This window comes from Nonomuraea sp. NPDC050451, from assembly GCF_044458585.1.
Genome location: NZ_JBITHZ010000008.1, coordinates 210,494 through 228,000 on the forward strand (window position 1 = coordinate 210,494; position 17,507 = coordinate 228,000).

Annotated in this window: 13 protein-coding genes; 6 read left to right on the forward strand and 7 right to left on the reverse strand. The window is 71.9% G+C overall.

Annotated features, from left to right (window positions below):
• Positions 1-678 carry a hypothetical protein gene (locus ACIBI9_RS25940; protein WP_397225090.1) on the reverse strand — a complete coding sequence of 226 codons (678 nt, stop codon included), beginning with the start codon at positions 676-678 and terminating at the stop codon, positions 1-3.
• Between the two features lie 666 nt (positions 679-1,344).
• On the opposite strand from ACIBI9_RS25940, the gene ACIBI9_RS25945 reads away from it, so the two are divergent.
• From ACIBI9_RS25945 to ACIBI9_RS25955, 3 genes are all read left to right on the forward strand, one after another.
• Complete coding sequence (locus tag ACIBI9_RS25945; protein WP_397225091.1) at positions 1,345-2,523, forward strand: ROK family protein; 1,179 nt, start codon at positions 1,345-1,347, stop codon at positions 2,521-2,523.
• A gap of 128 nt (positions 2,524-2,651) precedes the next feature.
• The gene (locus ACIBI9_RS25950; RefSeq protein WP_397225093.1) at positions 2,652-3,779 is read left to right on the forward strand and encodes a sugar phosphate isomerase/epimerase family protein; all 1,128 of its coding nucleotides are present in this window, start codon (positions 2,652-2,654) and stop codon (positions 3,777-3,779) included.
• Positions 3,780-3,876: 97 nt separating this feature from the next.
• A complete protein-coding gene (locus ACIBI9_RS25955) occupies positions 3,877-7,182 on the forward strand; it encodes a PQQ-dependent sugar dehydrogenase (RefSeq protein ID WP_397225095.1) in 3,306 nt (1,101 codons plus the stop codon).
• A gap of 339 nt (positions 7,183-7,521) precedes the next feature.
• Here the strand turns inward: ACIBI9_RS25955 and ACIBI9_RS25960 are convergent, their stop codons facing one another.
• From ACIBI9_RS25960 to ACIBI9_RS25970, 3 genes are read right to left on the reverse strand one after another with little or no spacing between them, the layout of a single operon-like run.
• Complete coding sequence (locus tag ACIBI9_RS25960; RefSeq protein WP_397225097.1) at positions 7,522-9,918, reverse strand: WD40 repeat domain-containing serine/threonine protein kinase; 2,397 nt, start codon at positions 9,916-9,918, stop codon at positions 7,522-7,524.
• A 57-nt stretch (positions 9,919-9,975) separates the two neighbouring features.
• Positions 9,976-10,236, reverse strand: a complete 261-nt coding sequence (locus tag ACIBI9_RS25965; RefSeq protein ID WP_350735260.1) for a hypothetical protein — start codon at positions 10,234-10,236, stop codon at positions 9,976-9,978.
• A complete protein-coding gene (locus tag ACIBI9_RS25970; RefSeq protein WP_397225099.1) occupies positions 10,233-11,039 on the reverse strand; it encodes a phytanoyl-CoA dioxygenase family protein in 807 nt (268 codons plus the stop codon). The genes ACIBI9_RS25965 and ACIBI9_RS25970 overlap by 4 nt, the downstream gene beginning before the upstream one ends.
• Before the next feature lie 92 nt (positions 11,040-11,131).
• On the opposite strand from ACIBI9_RS25970, the gene ACIBI9_RS25975 reads away from it, so the two are divergent.
• On the forward strand, positions 11,132-11,908 hold the full coding sequence (locus ACIBI9_RS25975; RefSeq protein WP_397225101.1) for a helix-turn-helix domain-containing protein: 777 nt from the start codon (positions 11,132-11,134) through the stop codon (positions 11,906-11,908).
• Positions 11,909-12,029: 121 nt separating this feature from the next.
• Complete coding sequence (locus tag ACIBI9_RS25980) at positions 12,030-12,947, forward strand: transglycosylase SLT domain-containing protein (protein ID WP_397225103.1); 918 nt, start codon at positions 12,030-12,032, stop codon at positions 12,945-12,947.
• 6 nt (positions 12,948-12,953) lie between these two features.
• Here the strand turns inward: ACIBI9_RS25980 and ACIBI9_RS25985 are convergent, their stop codons facing one another.
• Together ACIBI9_RS25985 and ACIBI9_RS25990 are read right to left on the reverse strand one after the other, a co-directional pair.
• A complete protein-coding gene (locus ACIBI9_RS25985; RefSeq protein WP_397225105.1) occupies positions 12,954-14,708 on the reverse strand; it encodes a glycoside hydrolase family 15 protein in 1,755 nt (584 codons plus the stop codon).
• Between the two features lie 80 nt (positions 14,709-14,788).
• Entirely contained in the window at positions 14,789-15,394 is a 606-nt protein-coding gene (locus ACIBI9_RS25990) for a YitT family protein (RefSeq protein ID WP_397225107.1), read from the reverse strand.
• A 63-nt stretch (positions 15,395-15,457) separates the two neighbouring features.
• On the opposite strand from ACIBI9_RS25990, the gene ACIBI9_RS25995 reads away from it, so the two are divergent.
• A complete protein-coding gene (locus ACIBI9_RS25995) occupies positions 15,458-16,888 on the forward strand; it encodes a PLP-dependent aminotransferase family protein (RefSeq protein WP_397225109.1) in 1,431 nt (476 codons plus the stop codon).
• A gap of 3 nt (positions 16,889-16,891) precedes the next feature.
• Here ACIBI9_RS25995 and ACIBI9_RS26000 read toward each other — a convergent pair whose 3' ends face one another.
• On the reverse strand, positions 16,892-17,500 hold the full coding sequence (locus tag ACIBI9_RS26000) for a trimeric intracellular cation channel family protein (protein WP_397225111.1): 609 nt from the start codon (positions 17,498-17,500) through the stop codon (positions 16,892-16,894).
• Between the last annotated feature and the right edge of the window lie 7 nt (positions 17,501-17,507).

The window sequence follows — 17,507 nt, forward strand, 5'->3', positions numbered from 1 at the left end:
TCACCTCCTCCGGGTGGCGTCCGCGCCGGCTCCCGTCAGGCGCGCGATCCAGCGGTCAAGGGGAAGCAGGTTGACGCCCACGATCACGGGGACGTGCGCCAGCGTGAACCAGATCGCCGCGCCGAACGTGATCGGCCCGCCGGTGAACAGGTTGATGTGCGGGGCGTCGATGCGCTCGGGGATCGGCACCGGGTTGACCACCTGCCACATCACGTCCAGGAAGCCCGAGAACACGATCAGCACCCCCGTGGCCATGATCTTCAGGCAGCGGCCGGGGGAGCCGCCGCCGATCCGGTACGCGGCGGCGGCGGTGAGCACGATCCCCGGGTAGAGCAGCAGGTAGAGATGGGTGTAGAAGCTGTCGCCGTACGCCCGCGCGCCGTCGCCGTAGTAGAACCAGCTGATCCGGGGGATCAGATAGCCGGTCAGGAAGACGAACGGGGCGTACAGCAGCCAGTGCAGGCGCGGCGACACCCACGGGAAGAACGCGATCGCGCAGCACAGGAAGGCGAAGGCGAGCAGCTTGGCCACGAGCTGCCAGGCGGCGCCGATCTCACGGGCGTGCGGGGTGGCCAGCCAGACGAAGGCGAAGCCGGCCGCCCCGATGGCCAGGGCGATCCACCAGATGTGCGCGGCCCATGGGCGCCGGGCGTCGAGCAGGGGGTCGGGATGGTTCACTGCCGGTCCTCGTGGAGGGGCGTCATGGGGGAACGCGCTCGCGGGAGCGCTCCCAAACGCAGTATGGCAGCTATGTGCGCAATGGTGGCCTCAATACCAAATATCGGACCTGCCGGAATTGTCTGGCCTTTTGACTAACCGTAGTGAAGAGACAAAAGCCCAGTTCATCCGCCATACTTCAAAGTCTCTGGAAATATGGAACGTTTTACTCACGAATAGGTGCGAGCGGGCCTGCCTGCGGTGTCAAGCCCCCGCTCTCGGCGCGATTGCGCCTGCCTGGCGCTGTCCCTCAATTGGGCAAATTTCTGGATTTATGGACGTTAATGCAGCTCAAGTGGGACCTGGTAGGGTTGGGAGCGCTCCCGCGCCTGGTTCGCATTCTGGGCCCGAAACACTGGTTTCCGGATTGCCGGAACCAGGCCCTGTGGAGGATCCGGCCGGGTGGCATCCCTTCAGGGCCCGCGTCTCGGCGCGACTGCGGGCGAGGGCCGGACCGAATCCTCCAGGTGTGGAGCGTTGATCCCGGGCCGGAGCTCGGGAATTGCCGGACGATCTCGCGAAATCTGGGTGGTTGCCCACATATGTCCGGCATATTTCGCGACGATAGATCGGACTTTTCGTTTCTGTCAACATAAGTCGGTCGACCATCGAAGTAAGCTAGTGCCCATGCCAACGGGATCCAACGGCCAGAGCACCGGAGCGGGGGCGCTGCTGGCGATCCTCCGGGACGGGCGGGCACGCACCCGCGGCGAGCTGGCCCAGCTCACCGGCCTGTCCAGATCCACCGTGTCGCAGCGGCTCGACGGGCTGCTCGCCGGGAGCTGGGTGGTGGCCGCCGACGACTCGATCTCCTCCGGGGGCCGCCCGGCGGCGGTGTTCGCGTTCAACGAGGGCGCGCGGGTGGTGCTCGCCGCCGACCTGGGCGCCACCCACGCCCGCCTGGCCGTGCTCGACCTCGGCATGACCGTGCTCGCCGAACGGGCCGCCGAGCTGCCCGTCGACCGGGGGCCCGAGCGCACGCTGGAGTGGGTCGCCACCGCCTTCCGCGAGCTGCTGGCCGGCGCCGGATACGACCTCGATCAGGTGTGCGGGGTCGGCGTCGGGCTGCCCGGACCGGTGGAGCACGCGTCGGGACGGCCGGTGAACCCGCCGATCATGCCCGGCTGGGACGGCTTCGACGTGCCCGGATGGCTCGGCGGGCGGCTCGGCGCGCCGGTGCTGGCCGACAACGACGTGAACATCATGGCGCTCGGCGAGCACTGGGCCGCCGGGCCCGAGGTCGACCACCTGATCTTCATCAAGATCGGCACCGGGATCGGCTGCGGCATCATCTCCGGCGGCCGGCTGCACCGGGGCGCGCAGGGCGCCGCGGGGGACGTCGGCCACATCCGGGTCCCGGCGTCCGAGGTGCCCTGCCGGTGCGGCAACACCGGCTGCCTGGAGGCGGTCGCGGGCGGCGCGTCCATGGCCGCGCAGCTGCGCGCCGCCGGGATCGAGGCGCACGGCAGCCGCGACGTGGTGACGCTGATGCGCGCGGGCGACCTGCGCGCGACGCGGCTCGTCAGGCAGGCCGGCCGCGAGGTCGGCGCCGTGATGGCCTCGATCGTCAACTTCTTCAACCCCTCGCTCATCGTCATCGGCGGGGACGTCGCCGAGGCGGGCGAGCAGGTGCTGGCGGGGGTCAGGGAGACGATCTACAGCCGGTCGCTCCCGCTGGCCACCCAGCATCTCGGCATCAGGTCGAGCCGGCTCGGCGACCGGGCGGGCGTCGTCGGAGCCGCCGTCATGGTCGTCGACCACGTGCTCGCACCGGACGCCATCGATCAGGCTTTCGGGCACCATTGACCGCGTCTGTGCGGCGTAGTAACAATTGATCGTCGCAGGCTCCCCGCGCGGTGGCATGCTCGTGGAGCCGGGCACAGTTTCGCCGTGACGTGGTCGGCGCACGCGTCCCTCGAGAAAGGGAAACACGCGTGAGCCAGCTCCATGAGCAGGAAGAGGCGCTTCGCCGCACGTTCGGCCTGAGCCGCCGCCGCTTACTCGCGGCCACCACCGGCATCGCCGCCGCGGCCGCCGTCCCCCTCGCCCCGCCGGCCGCCGCCGACCCCGTGCAGGCCCAGGGCGGGTGGAACCGGCCGCTGATCCCGCCGGGCAAGCGCGGCATCATCCTCTACACCGTCCGCGACGCGATCGGCCGCGACCCGGCGTCCACCACGCTGCCGTCCGGCTTCCGCCGCGTGTTCGAGGCGCTCGCGCGCATCGGCTACAAGCAGGTCGAGTTCGCCGGGTACCGGCAGCACGCCAACGCGGAGGGCGGCGCCAACCTGGAGACCGTCGAGGGCGCCCGGCTGCTGCGCACCTGGCTCGACGACAACGGGCTGCGGGCCGAGGGCAACCACGGCTTCATCCCGGCCTCGTGGCCGCTGAGCACCGCCGACCTCGACCGGTTCAAGCAGGTGCTGGAGATCGCGAACATCCTCGGCCTGGACCACGTGGGCACCGGCGCCGACCCGACGGGCAGCGCGTACAAGGCCGACTGGGACGTGGCGGCGGAGAAGTGGAACGCGCTCGGCGAGCTCGCCTGCCGGGCCGGGGTCAAGCTCTACACGCACAACCACGACGCGGCGTACGCGTTCCTGCTCGACAGCGGCCCGCTGGACGACCAGGGCCGGCCCACCCGCTCCTCGGGCGTCCGCAAGCTGGAGTACTTCTTCAGGATCAGCGACCCCAGGCGGGTCTACTTCGAGATGGACATCTTCTGGGCGCACGTGGCCCAGTTCAAGCACCGTACGTACACCGCGCCCGACGGCTCGGCGCAGACCGACGTCTTCGACCCGCTCGCCACCGTGCTGGCGCAGGAGAAGCGGTTCCCGCTGTTCCACGCCAAGGACGGCAGCTCCAACCCGGCCACCGCCAACGGCTACGACATGGTGCCGTTCGGCGCCGGGGACATCGACTACGCCCGCTTCTTCGGCCGGCTCCGGTCCAGAGGGCTGCACAACCCGATGTACGAGCAGGACAACGCGCCCGGCACGGACCCGGGCCAGTCGCTGCAGTACGCCGAGCTCAGCTACCGCAACATGGCCGCCCTGCGCGGCTGACCCCACCAAGGCCGGACCGCCACGCGATCCCTGCCGTTGCAGCGGCAGGCGTGGCGGCCCGGACCATGACACTCCTCGTCCTAGGAGCGGCATCACCATGCAGCGTACCCTCGCGGTGCTCGGCGGCTTCTTCCTGGCCGCCACCGCACTCGTCTTACCCGGCCCCGCCCAGGCGCACGAACCGGCCACCGAGTGGTCGAGCTACGAGAAGATCACGCTGACCAAGAACGTGGGCGAGCCGATCGACCTGGCCGTCCTGCCCGACCGGCGGGTCCTGCACACCGCGCGCAACGGCGACATCCGGCTGACCGACCCGGCCAGCGGCGTCACGAAGATCGTCAACACCGTCCCGGTCTACAACAACTCCGAGGACGGCCTGCAGACGGTCTCCCTCGACCCCCGCTTCAGCGAGAACCACTGGGTCTACCTCTTCTACGCGCCCAAGACCATGTCGGCGCCGTACCCGGAGACGACCCCGGCCGGTTCGGCGCCCAACTCGCTGCCCGCCGGGGCCGACGAGACGTACTGGAACCAGTGGAAGGGCTACAACCAGCTCTCCCGCTTCAAGTGGACCGGCAACGCGCTCGACCTGTCCACCGAGCAGGTCATCATCAAGATCGAGACGCAGCGCGGGCAGTGCTGCCACGTGGCCGGCGACGTGGACTGGGACGCCGACGGCAACCTCTACCTCGCCACCGGCGACAACACCCCGGCGGGCGCGCCGGGAGCCAACGGGTACGCGCCCAACAACGACGCCCCCGGCATGAACCCGGGCTTCGACTCCCGGCGCGGCGCGGGCAGCAGCAACGACCTGCGCGGCAAGATCCTGCGGATCAAGGTCGCGGACGACGGCACGTACACGATCCCCCAGGGCAACCTGTTCGCGCCGGGCACGGACAAGACGCGGCCGGAGATCTTCGTGACCGGGGTGCGCAACCCGTTCCGGATGGACGTGGACCCGGAGACGGGCACCCTGTCGTGGGCCGACTACGGCCCCGACGCCGGCACCCCCGACCCGAACCGGGGCCCGCTCGGCTACGTCGAGTGGAACATCACCCCGCTCGCCAGGCCCATGAACAGCGGCTGGCCGTACTGCACGGGCGACAACTTCAACTACAACGACTGGGACTTCGAGACCGCCCGGCCGGGTCCGTGGTTCGACTGCGCGGCGGGGCCGCTGAACACCTCGCGCTGGAACACCGGCATCGACCGGCTCCCGCCGGCCGTCCCCGCCGACCTCTACTACGGCGACAACAACACCCACCAGCCGGCCGAGTGGGCCGGGCTCGTGGACTTCGACCCGCAGGGCGGCCAGGGGCCGATGGGCGGGCCGATCTACCACTACGACCCGGACAACCCGGCGCCCGGCAAGCTGCCCGCGTACTGGGACGGCAAGGCGTTCTTCGCCGAGTTCTCGCAGGACTACCTGGCGGCGTTCACCGTGACGTACCCGGACGGGCCGGTCACCAAGCTGGAGCACTTCCTGCCCAACGCCGAGCTGAGGAACGCCGCGCAGCCCATCACCGACAGCCCGATGGACATCGAGTTCGGGCCCGACGGGTCGCTGTACGTGCTGGAGTACGGCGACGGGTTCTTCCGCGCCAACCCCGACGCCGGGCTCTACCGGATCGACTACACCCCGGACAACAAGACGCCCCAGGCCAAAATGACCATGGACCGGACGTCCAGCGGCCAGGCGCCGCTCACGGTCGCCTTCGACGCGTCGTCGTCCAGGGACACCGAGCCGGGGACGCTGACGTACGAGTGGGACTTCGACGGGGACGGCACGTTCGACGCCACCGGGGCGACGGCCACGCACACCTACACCGAGCTGGGGCAGTACGTGGCGCGGCTGCGCGTCACCGACTCCGGCGGCCGGGCGGGCCTCACCTCGGCCGAGATCACCGTCGGCAACACCGCGCCCGAGGTCAGCGTCCAGACGCCGCCGGACGGAGGGTTTTTCGACTGGGGGAACGCGGTGCCGTACAAGATCGCCGTGCATGACGCCGAGGACGGCGACAGCCCGGTGTGCTCGCGCATGCAGTGGACGTTCGGCCTCGGGCATGACGTGCACGCCCACCCCGAGACCACCGGCACCGGCTGCGCCGGCGCCTGGCCGACGCCCGCGAACGCGCCCGAACACGGCGAGACGGAGAACATCTACGGCGTGGTCGTCGTGAGCTACCGCGACAACGGCGCCAACGGCATCCCCGGCGCGCTCGGCGAGGCCGCGCTCACCCTCAACCCGAAGCTGATGCAGGCCGAGCACGCCGACGAGAGCAGCGGCGTGACCAGGACCGCCGACGACGGGGCGTCGGGCAAGTTCAAGATCACCTCGTTCGACGCGGGGGACTGGCTCGCCTACGACCCGGTCAACTTCGCCGGCATCACCGGGGTCCAGACCAGGGCCTCGGGCGCGGGCACGCTCTCCCTGCGCTGGAAGTCGCCCACCGCCGCGCCGTTCGCGACGGTCACGATCCCGCCGGGGGACGGCTGGCAGACGATCACCACCGCGCTCGCCGACCCGCCCGCGGGAACCGGCCGGCTGTACGTCACCTCGACCGGCGGCGTGGACGTGGACGCGCTCACGTTCCAGGGCGGGGGCGTCGCGGACACCAGCCCGCCCACCGTCACCGCTACGCTCAACCCGGCCTCTCCCGACGGGGCGAACGGCTGGTACACCCGCAACGTCACGCTCAACGTCACCGCGACCGACAACGGCACGGTGGCCGGTCGCCAGTACTCCCTCGACGGAGGCACCACCTGGGCGAACGCCGCCAACCCGGTGACCCTTAGCGCGGAGGGCGCCAAGGAGGTCCGCTACCGGGCCACCGACAACGGCGGCAACGTGTCCCAGGTCGGTACGGTCACCGTCAAGATCGACAAATCGGACCCGGCGCTGGCCGTCACCGGCGTGGAGGCCAAGCCGTACGGCGACTCGGGCACCGTCACCCCGGTCCTCACGGCGACGGACGCGGTCTCGGGCGTGGAGGGCACCACGGCCAAGCTCGACGGAACCCCGGTCCCCTCGGGCGCCCCCGTACGCCTCTGGACCCTGCCCCTCGGCGACCACTCCCTCGTCGCCACGGCGACGGACCGGGCGGGGCGGACGGTGACCTCGACCGTCACGTTCGCGACCTCGACCTCGTACGCCGACGTGCGCGCGCTGATCGCGCACTTCAGGAAGGCGCACACGGTAACGGCCAAGGGGGCCCGGGAGCTGCTGGAACAGCTCGACGCGGCGGAGTGGCACGAGAAGCGCGGCAGGCCGGGGCATGCGATCGACGCGCTGAAGCGCTTCATCAGGGCCGCCGAAAAGCGCGCCAACGTCCCCGACTCCACGTCCCGCACCATCCTGACCCGCGACGCCCAAGCCCTCATCAGCCGACTCACCACCCCGTAGGGGCGAGTGCCCGGCCCGGCTTCGGCACCCGAGCCGGGCACCCACGCCCACCCGCCCACACAACGACCGCCCTTCCCACCCGCTCTTCCCACCGGCCGCGCGCACCGGTCCGCCGCGCGCACCGGTCCGTCCCGTCCTGCCCTGCCCTGCGTATCGACCTCGCGCACCCACCGGAGACCGGCGACACCGGTACGACGGGCGCTCAGCGTGCGGGCCCGCCGGAGGTTGGGGCGCCGGTGCGGCGGGAGGGAGTGCGGCGGTGTCCGGCGCAACGTTGCGGCGCGTTTGGCGGCATCCCAGGTGGGCACCTGGGCCGTGTCCTTCCGGTGCCGGTGGGGATCAGGCGGGGCCGAGGCTCCAGGTGCGGAGGGTGCGGTCCTCGGTTGTGCCGGCGACCACCGGGTGGCCGCCCTGCTCGGCGAGCGCCGCCATGGGGATCGACCCTCCGGGGCCCGGCCCGAGCACGCCGATGGTGTCGCCGTCGTCGAGGTTCCAGACGCGGACGATGACGTCGTCGTTCCACTGGCCGTGGACGACGACGGCGATGGGCACGTCCCCCAGCCGTCCCGCGACGAGAGCCGTGGTGCCCCGGTCGTCCGGGCTCTGGTCGCTGAACTCCCACTTCTTCCTGCGCTTGCCCGTGGCCAGGTCGTACACGCGCAGGGTGGCGTCCAGGTGGGTCGAGACGAGGACGGGCTTGCCCTTGATCTCGCCGCAGGCCAGCCGCTCGATCCCGCCGATCTCACCGGTGTCGAACGAGTGCGTCATCCTCCCGTTCGACAGCCGCCACACCCGGACCCGCTCCCCGCCGTCGCCCGTGACAAGCACGTCGTCCTTGCCCAGCCGGCCGAACGCCAGCCCTCTGACGCCCTGGAAGTGGTCGGTGATCGCGGGGCCGATCTGCTTGCCGGTGGAGATGTCCCACAGCCGTACGACGCTGCGGAGGTCCTTCATGGAGTCGTACTTCTGCGACACCGCCACCGCCCTGCCCGCGCCCGTGACGGTGACCGCGATGACAGGGTCGCTCACCTTGCGCGAGGCGAGGCTCTCGCCGGTCAGGCTCCACAGCCGCATCCGCCCGTCGGCGTGCCCGGAGGCCGTCACCGGCGTGCCGCCGACATCGCCGATGGCCATGTCCGTCGTCGCGGCCCCGCCGTCCCCGAGCCGGGTGGGCGCATGGCCCAGGTCCCACGCGAACACCGCCCCCTTGGCGGTCCCGCACACGACGGTGCTCCCCGCGGCGGCGAGCGCCGCGATCGTGCCGTCCGCCTTGGGCAGGGGCGCGGAAGCCGCGACCTGCGTCCCGAAGGGCTCGGTGGACGGTGTCGGTGTCGGTGTCGGGGACGCGGTGCTGGGGGACGGGCTTCCGCTGGGCGGCTGGTCCGTGCGCCGGCCGTCCGGGTGGAGGAGGTTGTTGCTCGGGCGGAAGATGGTGAAGGCGGACACCGCGAGGGCGGCCGCCGCCGCTGCGGCCCCGCCGAACACGGCCCGCCGGCTGACCGAGCGACTCCGTCCGGTCTCCGTATCCGCATCCGCCACCGGCCCGCTCCCGGCATTGGGTCCCGTCGGAACGGCATTCCCGGCAGGGGGTTCCGTCCGCACGCCTGACGAGCCAGAAAGGGGCCGCACTCCCAGGGGAGGAGGCGGAGGTCCGGCGTGCGCCGCCCCACCGGGCGGAGGCGCCGTCCCCGAAGGAGCCGGACCGGACGGGACCGCTCCAGCGGGCGGCGCCCAGGCGGCGACGGGCTGTGCCGCACCGGCGGCCGGGGCTCCGGGGGTGGGTTGTGCGGTTCCGGGTGGTGGAGCAGCAGGGGCGGCGTGCGCAGCGCCGGCGGGCGGGGGAGCCATGCCAGGCTGTGCCGCCCCGCCGGGTGGGCCGGTATCGGTGGGTGGGGTGGCGGGAGGGGTTCCCATGCCGGGGACGCGGGCCGTCGGGCCGGCCTGGCGGATGAGTTGCCGGAGCAGGGTCGTCGGGTCCGGGCGGGTGGACGGGTCCTTGGACAGGCAGACCAGGATCGTGCCCAGCAGGTGCGGCGGCACGCCCGTGAGGTCCGGGGGGCCGCTCAGGACGCTGTTCACCACTGCCGCCAGCGTGTCACCGGCGAAAGGCGTGCGCCCGGTGGCCGCGAACACCATCGTCCCCGCCCAGCTGAACACGTCCGACGCCGGCCCCACCCGCTCGCCCCTGAACTGCTCCGGCGACATGTACGCGGGCGTCCCCACCGGCACCGACGTCCGGGTCGTCGCGTCCAGTGCCTTCGCGATCCCGAAGTCGATGACGATCGGCCCGTCCGGCCCCATCAGCACGTTGCCCGGCTTGAAGTCCCGGTGCACGATCCCCGCCTGGTGGATGGCCGCCAGGGCGGTCAGCGTGGAGATGGCCAGCCGGTCCAGCGCCCCGCCCGACCGCGGCCCCGACGCCCGGACCAGGGCCTGGAGCGTGTCCCCTGCCACGTACTCGCTCACGATGTACGGCCGCTCGTCCGCCATCCCGGCGTCCAGCACCGCGGCCGTGCAGAAGGCGGCCACCCGCCGCGCCGCCTCCACCTCACGCAGGAAGCTCTTGGTGACGTCCTCGTCGTGGGCGAGGTGCAGGACCTTGACGGCGACCTCGCGCCCGTCGTCGCCGACGCCCCGGTAGACCACGCCCTGTCCACCGGAGCCGAGCACGCCGACGAGCCGGTACGAGCCGATCCGCTCGGGATCGCCCGGCCGGAGCGGGCGCAGGTCCGGCATCCCGCTCCTTCCTCGGGCCAGATCGGGCGATCACACGATAAGGCCGTACGTCCTGGTTTACGACATTTTCTCGAAGAAGAATTCGTGCTTCATGAACGACGTGTCATATTCGTGCCCGGGATACGGCGGGATGAGCTGAGACGCCTGGAACAGCCGCCACCCGTCGCGCAACGCCTCCACGCCCGTCTCGTACGGCGGCTCGTCACCGTCACCGGCCGTCGGTTCGGTGCGCCCGGTGCCGTCGTAGCGCGACCAGCCCACCACCTGGGCGTCGAGCGCGGAGGTGGCCAAGTAGAGAACGAGCACCTGCTGCTTCATGCGACCCTCCCGGGGCGGTTGTTCACGCGAGTCGTCCAGTATTCGACGTCGAACGACGGATCGTTGGTCAGGGTCCGCCACATCCGCACCCGGTTGTGGACCTCCAACCGCCCGGTCGCCTGCTCGTACCAGGGGAAACGCCGGTCCAGCTCGGCCGCGACGGCAGGATCGTCCAGGTCGGAGGTGTCCCAGAGCCGCACCTGCGGCACGGTCGGGTTGAAGCGGATCTTGAACATGTACCTGCGGACGTCGCTGTCGTTGCGCCGCCCGCCGTGCCAGATGCCGTGGTGGAGCAGCATCACGGTCCCGGCGGGGCAGGTGAGCCGGGTCTGGCCGCGCAGGTTCTGGTAGCGACCGGTGTCGCTCTCGTTGATCCGGCGCAGGTGGCTGCCCGGCACCACGAGGGTGCCGCCCATGTCCGCCGTCACCTCGCGCGGGTAGTACATGAGCTGCACGTCGAAGGCGTCCATGCGGGTGTCGATGATGGCGTCGGCGTGCAGCGGCTGGGCGTGGCCGTTGTGCGGCTCGCGTACGTGCACGGCGTGGTGGTCGACGGTCGGGTCGGGGCCGACGAGGGAGTGCAGCGCGCCCGCGACGGCGGGCAGCTCGATCAGCCGGCGGGCGAACGATCCCTCGGGGTAGGCCTGGGTGACCGGGGTGCCGTACGGCGGGCGCGGGATGCCCGTCTCCAGCACGTCGATCGCCTGGTCGTTGAGCTCGTCCGGAACGATCCCGTCGAGCCGCAGATAGCCGGCGGCCACGAATCCGGCGACCTGCGCGGAGGTCAGCAAAGTGGTTCGCATGCCTCGAAGTTAGAACCGGACACCCGCTATGTCGTGGGTTGTAATCATCAACTACTGGTCCATTTTCCCCCGCTGCGATAGAACAGATCCCTGTGCGGCAGGTGACGATCACGCTCTCCGACCCGCCGGCCGTCGCCGGCGCCGGGGCGGCCGTGCACGGCGTGGTCAGCGCCCACGACGTCTTCCGGCTGCCCGACCTGTGGCAGCTCCACCTGTACGGGTACACCGCCGAGCTGGTGCTCGACGGCACCGTGCACGCGATCAAACCCGGCCACGTCAGCCTGATCCCGCCCGGCGCCGAGGTCCACTACCACTACCGGGGCAGGTCGGAGCACCTGTACGCGCACTTCAGGCTGCCCGGCGGCGACGAACGGCGGGTCGTGCCCGTCATGCGGGACGCGGGGGACCAGGCGCCGCTCATCGCCGCCTCGCTGCGGCAGGCCATCGCGGCGGTCCCCGACACCAGGGCCAGGGCGTCGGCCGAGGTGTGGACCGTGCTCTGGCGGATCGCGAACCTGCCCGTCGCCGGCAGCGCGCACGCCGTCGTGGCGGCCGCCATCGAGTACATCGACGCCGACCTCGCCGCGCCGCTGACCGTCCCCGGCATCGCCCGCGCCGCCGGAGTGTCGCACAACCACCTCACCCGGCTGTTCCGCGCCCAGACGGGACACACGGTGGTCGCGTACATCCGCCGCAGGAGGCTGTCCCGCGCGCTGCACCTGCTGCGCGAGTCGACCCTGGCGATCCCGGCGATAGCCGCGGCGGTGGGCATCCCGGACCTGCAGGCGTTCAACAAGGCCTGCAGACGCGAGCTGGGCGCCTCACCCCGGGCCCTGCGGGCGAGCGGCCCCGACCAGCGGCGCCGGTAGTTCAGGCTGGGTGCGGCCCCGACCGGCGCCGGGCGCGTGTCCGAGCCCTGACCGGCGTCGGGCGCGTGTCCGAGCCCCGCCTGGCGCCGGAGGCGGGCCGCAGCCGGTAGGTTGGCCGACCATGGAGGAACGCCACGATCATCACCGCCGCCCCGCCCGTGCCCTGGCCGCGATGGCGCTCGCCGCTCTCCTCGGCACGGCCGCCTGCGGCGACCCGGCCCCGGCGGCCTCAGCGGCCGGACGGCAACCCTCGCCGGGCCCGTCCACGTCCACCCCGCAGGCGGACGTGACGCTGCCCGCGCCCGACCAGAAGATCCCCGGCGACCCGGCCCGGCTGGCCGCCGCGCTCAAGGGGACCAGCGCCGCCCTCAACGCCGCGATCGACGCCTGGCCGAAGACCGGCAAGCCGCCCCGCGACGTCGAGCTCCTGGCCCTGCACCAGCAGCGCGTCTACCGCTACACCGCCCGCCACCCCGAGCTCGCCGCCCGGGCCTTCGCGCGCCTGCCGTCCGGGCTGGCCGCCCAGGCCCAGGACAACACGGCCGCCATCCGCGGGCTGCTCTCCCTGGCCCACCCGATCAAGCCCTCGGCCACGTTCAAGGTCCAGCCCGCCCGGCCCGCCGCCGAGCTGCTCGGCCACTTCAAGAAGGCCGAACGCAAGTTCGGGGTGGAGTGGGAGGTGCTGGCGGCGGTGATGATGGCGGAGACCAAGTTCGGCCGGGTGAAGTCGGACAGCCACGTCGGCGCCCAGGGGCCCATGCAGTTCATGCCCGGGACCTGGAAGGCGTACGGCATGGGCGGCGACGTGCAGGACCCGCGCGACGCCGTCATGGGCGCCGCCAACTACCTGCGCGCCTCGGGGGCGCCCCGCGACTATCGGCGGGCGCTGTACGCCTACAACCATTCCCGGGCGTACGTGAACGCCATCCTCCTGCACGCCCGCCAGATGAAGCGCGACCCGAGGAACTACTACGCCTACTACAACTGGCAGGTGTTCGTGATCACCACGGCCGGCGAACGCCGCCTCACCGGCCCGTAGGACCCGCTACGACAGGGCGCGGGCGGCGTGGATCAGGGGGACGTGGCTGAAGGCCTGCGGGAAGTTGCCGACCAGCCGGCTGTAGCGGGGGTCGTACTCCTCGGCCAGCAGCCCCACGTCGTTGCGCAGCCCCAGCAGCCGCTCGAACAGGGTCTTCGCCTCCTCCTTGCGGCCCTGCATCGCCATCACCTCCACCAGCCAGAAGCTGCACGCCAGGAAGGCGCCCTCCCCGCCGGTCAGGCCGTCCACGTCGTTGTCCTCGGCCAGCGGGTAGCGCAGCACGAACCCGTCCGACATGAGCTCCTTCTCGATGGCCGCCACCGTCCCCACCACCCGGGGGTCGTCGGCCGGCAGGAAGCCGACCATGGGGATCATCAGCAGCGACGCGTCCAGCTCCGACGACCCGTACGACTGCGTGAAGGTGTTGCGCCGCGCGTCGTAGCCCTTCGAGAGGATCTCGGCGTGGACGACGTCGCGCAGCGTGCGCCACTTGTCGACCGGGCCGGTGCGGCCGAACCGCTCCACGTACTTGACCGCCCGGTCCAGCGCCGCCCAGCACATCACCTTCGAGTGCACGAAGTGCCGCCGGGGCCCGCGCACCTCCCACAGGCCCTCGTCGGGCTCGTCCCAGTGGTCCTCCACGTAGTCGAGGAGCTCCCGCTGGATGGTCCACGCCCGGTCGTCGGGTGACAGGCCGCGCGTGCGCGAGACGAACAGGCAGTTCATCACCTCGCCGTACACGTCGAGCTGGAGCTGCTTGACCGCCTCGTTCCCGATGCGGACGGGCCGGGAGTCCTCGTAGCCGTCGAGCCAGTCGAGGCGCAGCTCGGGCAGCCGGCGCTCGCCCGCGACGCCGTACATGATCTGCAGGTCCTGGGGCCGGCCCGCGATGGCCCGCAGCAGCCACGCGCGCCAGTCGGCGGCCTCCTCCAGGTAGCCGGAGCTGATCAGCGCGTCGAGCGTCATCGTCGCGTCGCGCAGCCAGCAGAAGCGGTAGTCCCAGTTGCGCACCCCGCCCACGTCCTCGGGGAGCGACGTGGTGGGCGCGGCGACGATGCCGCCGGTGGGGGCGTAGGTGAGGCCCTTGAGCGTGATCAGCGAGCGCACCACGGCGTCCCGGTACGGGCCCTGGTAGGTGCACCGCGCGACCCACTCCGCCCACATGGCCTCGCTCTCGCTCAGCTGGGTCTCGGCGTCGATCTGCGCCGGCATCGGCTCGTGCGAGGGGTGCCAGGTGAAGACGAACGGCAGCCGGTCGCCCTCCTTGATCGTGAACGTGGCCCGGTGGGCGTAGTCGCCGCCCTTCAGCGGCACGGGAGAGTGCAGCCACACCGAGTCGGGGCCGCCGATGGCCTGCAGGTGGCCGTCGCTCTGGCGCACCCACGGCACGATCCGGCCGTAGTCGAAGCGCACCCGCAGCTGCGTGGACATCTCCACGCTCCCGGAGACGCCCTCCACGATGCGCACGACGTCGGGGTTGCGGTCGCGCGGCGGCATGAAGTCGATCACCCGGACCGTGCCCGTCGGGGTGTCCCACTCGCTCTCCAGGATGAGCGTCTCGGGCCGGTAGCGCCGCCGGGTGGCCGGTCTGCGGCCCGTGGGGCCGAGCCACCAGTGGCCGTTGCGCTCGCTGCCGAGCAGCGACGCGAAACAGGAGGGTGAGTCGAACCTGGGCAGGCACAGCCAGTCGATCGAACCGTCCCGGCCCACGAGAGCCGCCGACTGCATGTCCCCGATGAGGGCGTAGTCCTCGATCCGCATGCCTAGACGCTACTCGGATGAGGGGTGATCCCGTGAGCGGGTCCGATCATGTCGCGTCATGCCCGGTCCCGGTCACGGGATCACGTCAGGGGGAACCAGCGGGTGAACAGCTGGGTCAACGGCCCGATGGCCAGCGCGAACACCAGCGTCCCCACGCCCACGGTGCCGCCGAGCAGCCAGCCGGCGGCCAGGACCGTGACTTCGATGAGGAAGCGGCCCAGCCGCACCGACAGGCCGAGCCGCATCAGCCCGGTCATGATGCCGTCACGCGGGCCCGGGCCCATCCCGGCGCCGATGTAGAGCACGGTGGCCAGGGCGATGGCGACGACGCCGAGCGCCACGTACAGGCCCTGCAGGATCACGTGCGACGGGGTGGGCAGCAGGAAGATCGCGCCGTCGGCGAACAGGCCCAGGAAGACGACGTTGCTGACCGTGCCCAGTCCGGGCTTCTGCTTCAGCGGGATCCACAGCAGCAGCACCAGGGCACCGATGCCGATGATGACGGTCCCGATGGACAGGCCGGTCCGCAGGCCCAGGCCCTGGTGGAACACGTCCCACGGGTCGTTGCCCAGCCCGGACTCGACCTGGAGGCCGATGCCGGCGCCGTACAGGGCGAGCCCGCCGTACAGCCTGACGAGGCGGGCGGGAAGGGACGAACTGAGCCGGGGGACGGTCGCTTCACTCATAGTGGCCACAGATTGGCATGCCACCGACTTGCCAAAACAGGGCCAATCGCGAAAAGTGGCCTTATGAGGCATCTGTCGGCGGCCCAGGTGGCGCGGCTCATCAAGATCGACCCGGCGGCGCGTCCGTACTACCGCGCGCTCGCCGACGGCGTGCGCGCCCTCATCATGGACGGCCAGATCCCGGTACGCGTCCGCATGCCCGCCGAACGCCACCTGGCCGAGACCCTCAAGGTCAGCCGCACCACCGTGACCTCGGCCTACGACCTGCTCCGCGAGCGCGGCTACCTGGACAGCCGCCAGGGCTCCGGCAGCTGGACCGCCCTGCCCGACCCGGCCACCACGGCCGACAATCCGTGGCTCAGCACCGACGGCGACGGCCTCGTGCAGCTCCAGTGCGCCGCCCCGCCCGCGCCGTCGGCCCTGCGGCAGGCGATGCTGGAGGCGGTGGACGACCTGCCCAGGTACGGCATGGGCAACGGCTACGACCCCATCGGCCTGCCCGTGCTCAGGGAGCGCATCGCCGCCCACTACACCGCCAGGGGCCTGGCCACCCGGCCCGAGCAGATCCTCGTCACGACCGGCTCCCAGCACGCCATCCAGCTCGTGCTCGGCCTGCTCGTCGGCGCGGGCGACCCGGTGCTCGTGGAGTCGCCGACGTACCCGCACGCCATCGACGTGGCCCGGCAGCGCGGCGCCAGGATCGTCCCGGTCGGCATCTCGCACGAGGGCTGGCAGGCCGATCTGCTGGCGGGGGCCATGCGCCAGTCGGGGGCGCGGCTGGCCTACCTCATGCCCGACTTCCAGAACCCGACCGGCGCCCTCATGGACGACGCCACCCGCGCCGCCGTCGTGGGCGCGGCCCGGCGCACCGACACGGTGCTGCTGGTGGACGAGACCTGGTCGGAGCTGACGCTGGACGAGGTGCCCCGGACGTCGCCGGCGGCGGCGTTCGACACCGACAGCCGGGTGATCAGCATCGGCTCGGCCTCCAAGCTGTGGTGGGGCGGGCTGCGCATCGGCTGGGTCCGCACCACCGCCGCGCTGGCGCGCCGGCTGGCCATGTTCCGGGCGGCCGTCGACATCGCCAGCCCGGTGCTGGAACAGCTCGTGGTGGCGCGGCTGTTCGACCGGCTGGAGGAGACGCGCGCCGAGCGCCGCCGCACGCTGCGCGCCTCACGCGACGCGCTGGTGTCGGGGCTGCGCGAGCACCTGCCCGAGTGGACATTCACGGTGCCGCGCGGCGGCGGCACCCTGTGGGTGCGCCTGAACGGCCCGGGTGCCACGCCGCTCGCGGAGGCGGCCGCCCACCACGGCGTACGCCTCGCGCCCGGCCCCTGGTTCGGCCTGGAGGGCACCCTGGAGAGCTACCTCCGCCTGCCCTACACCCAGCCGCCCCAGGTCCTGACGGAAGCGATCACCCGCATCCGCGCCGCCCGCGACCACGGACCCACCGGCCCCCGCCGCCCGGTGGACGCGCTCATCGCGATGGTCTGAGAGTCACTCCCCGGAGCCCCGTGCCAGGGGCGCGCGCCATTTGCGACGCATCGCCAGGAAGCGCAGCCCGAACGCCAGCACCGCCGCCGCCAGCGTGGCCGGCCAGCCGTGCAGCCCGTACGCCGACAGCGCCGCCATCACCCCCGACCCCAGCAGCGCGGGCACCGCGTACAGCTGACGGTCGTACAGCAGCGTCGGGATCTCCCCGGCCAGCACGTCGCGCAGCATGCCCCCGCCGATGCCCGTCACCACCCCCAGCAGCGCCGCGTGCAGCGGGGCGAGGCCGTACTCCAGGGCCTTCTCCGTCCCCACCGCGCAGAACAGCCCCAGCCCCGCCGCGTCGAGCACCAGGATGAGCGGCATCACCCGCGCCACGTGCGGATGCCAGAAGAACACGATCACCGTCGCGGCCACCGGCACCAGCACGTACCCGAGGCTCTGGAAGGCGGCGGGCCGGACGTTGAGGATCAGGTCGCGTACGACGCCGCCGCCCAGGGCGGTCATCTCGGCCAGCACCACCATCCCGACCACGTCGAGCCGTTTGCGCACGCCCATGAGCGCGCCCGTCAACGCGAAGACGAAGATGCCGATCAGGTCGAGGATTTCAGACACGTCGGAA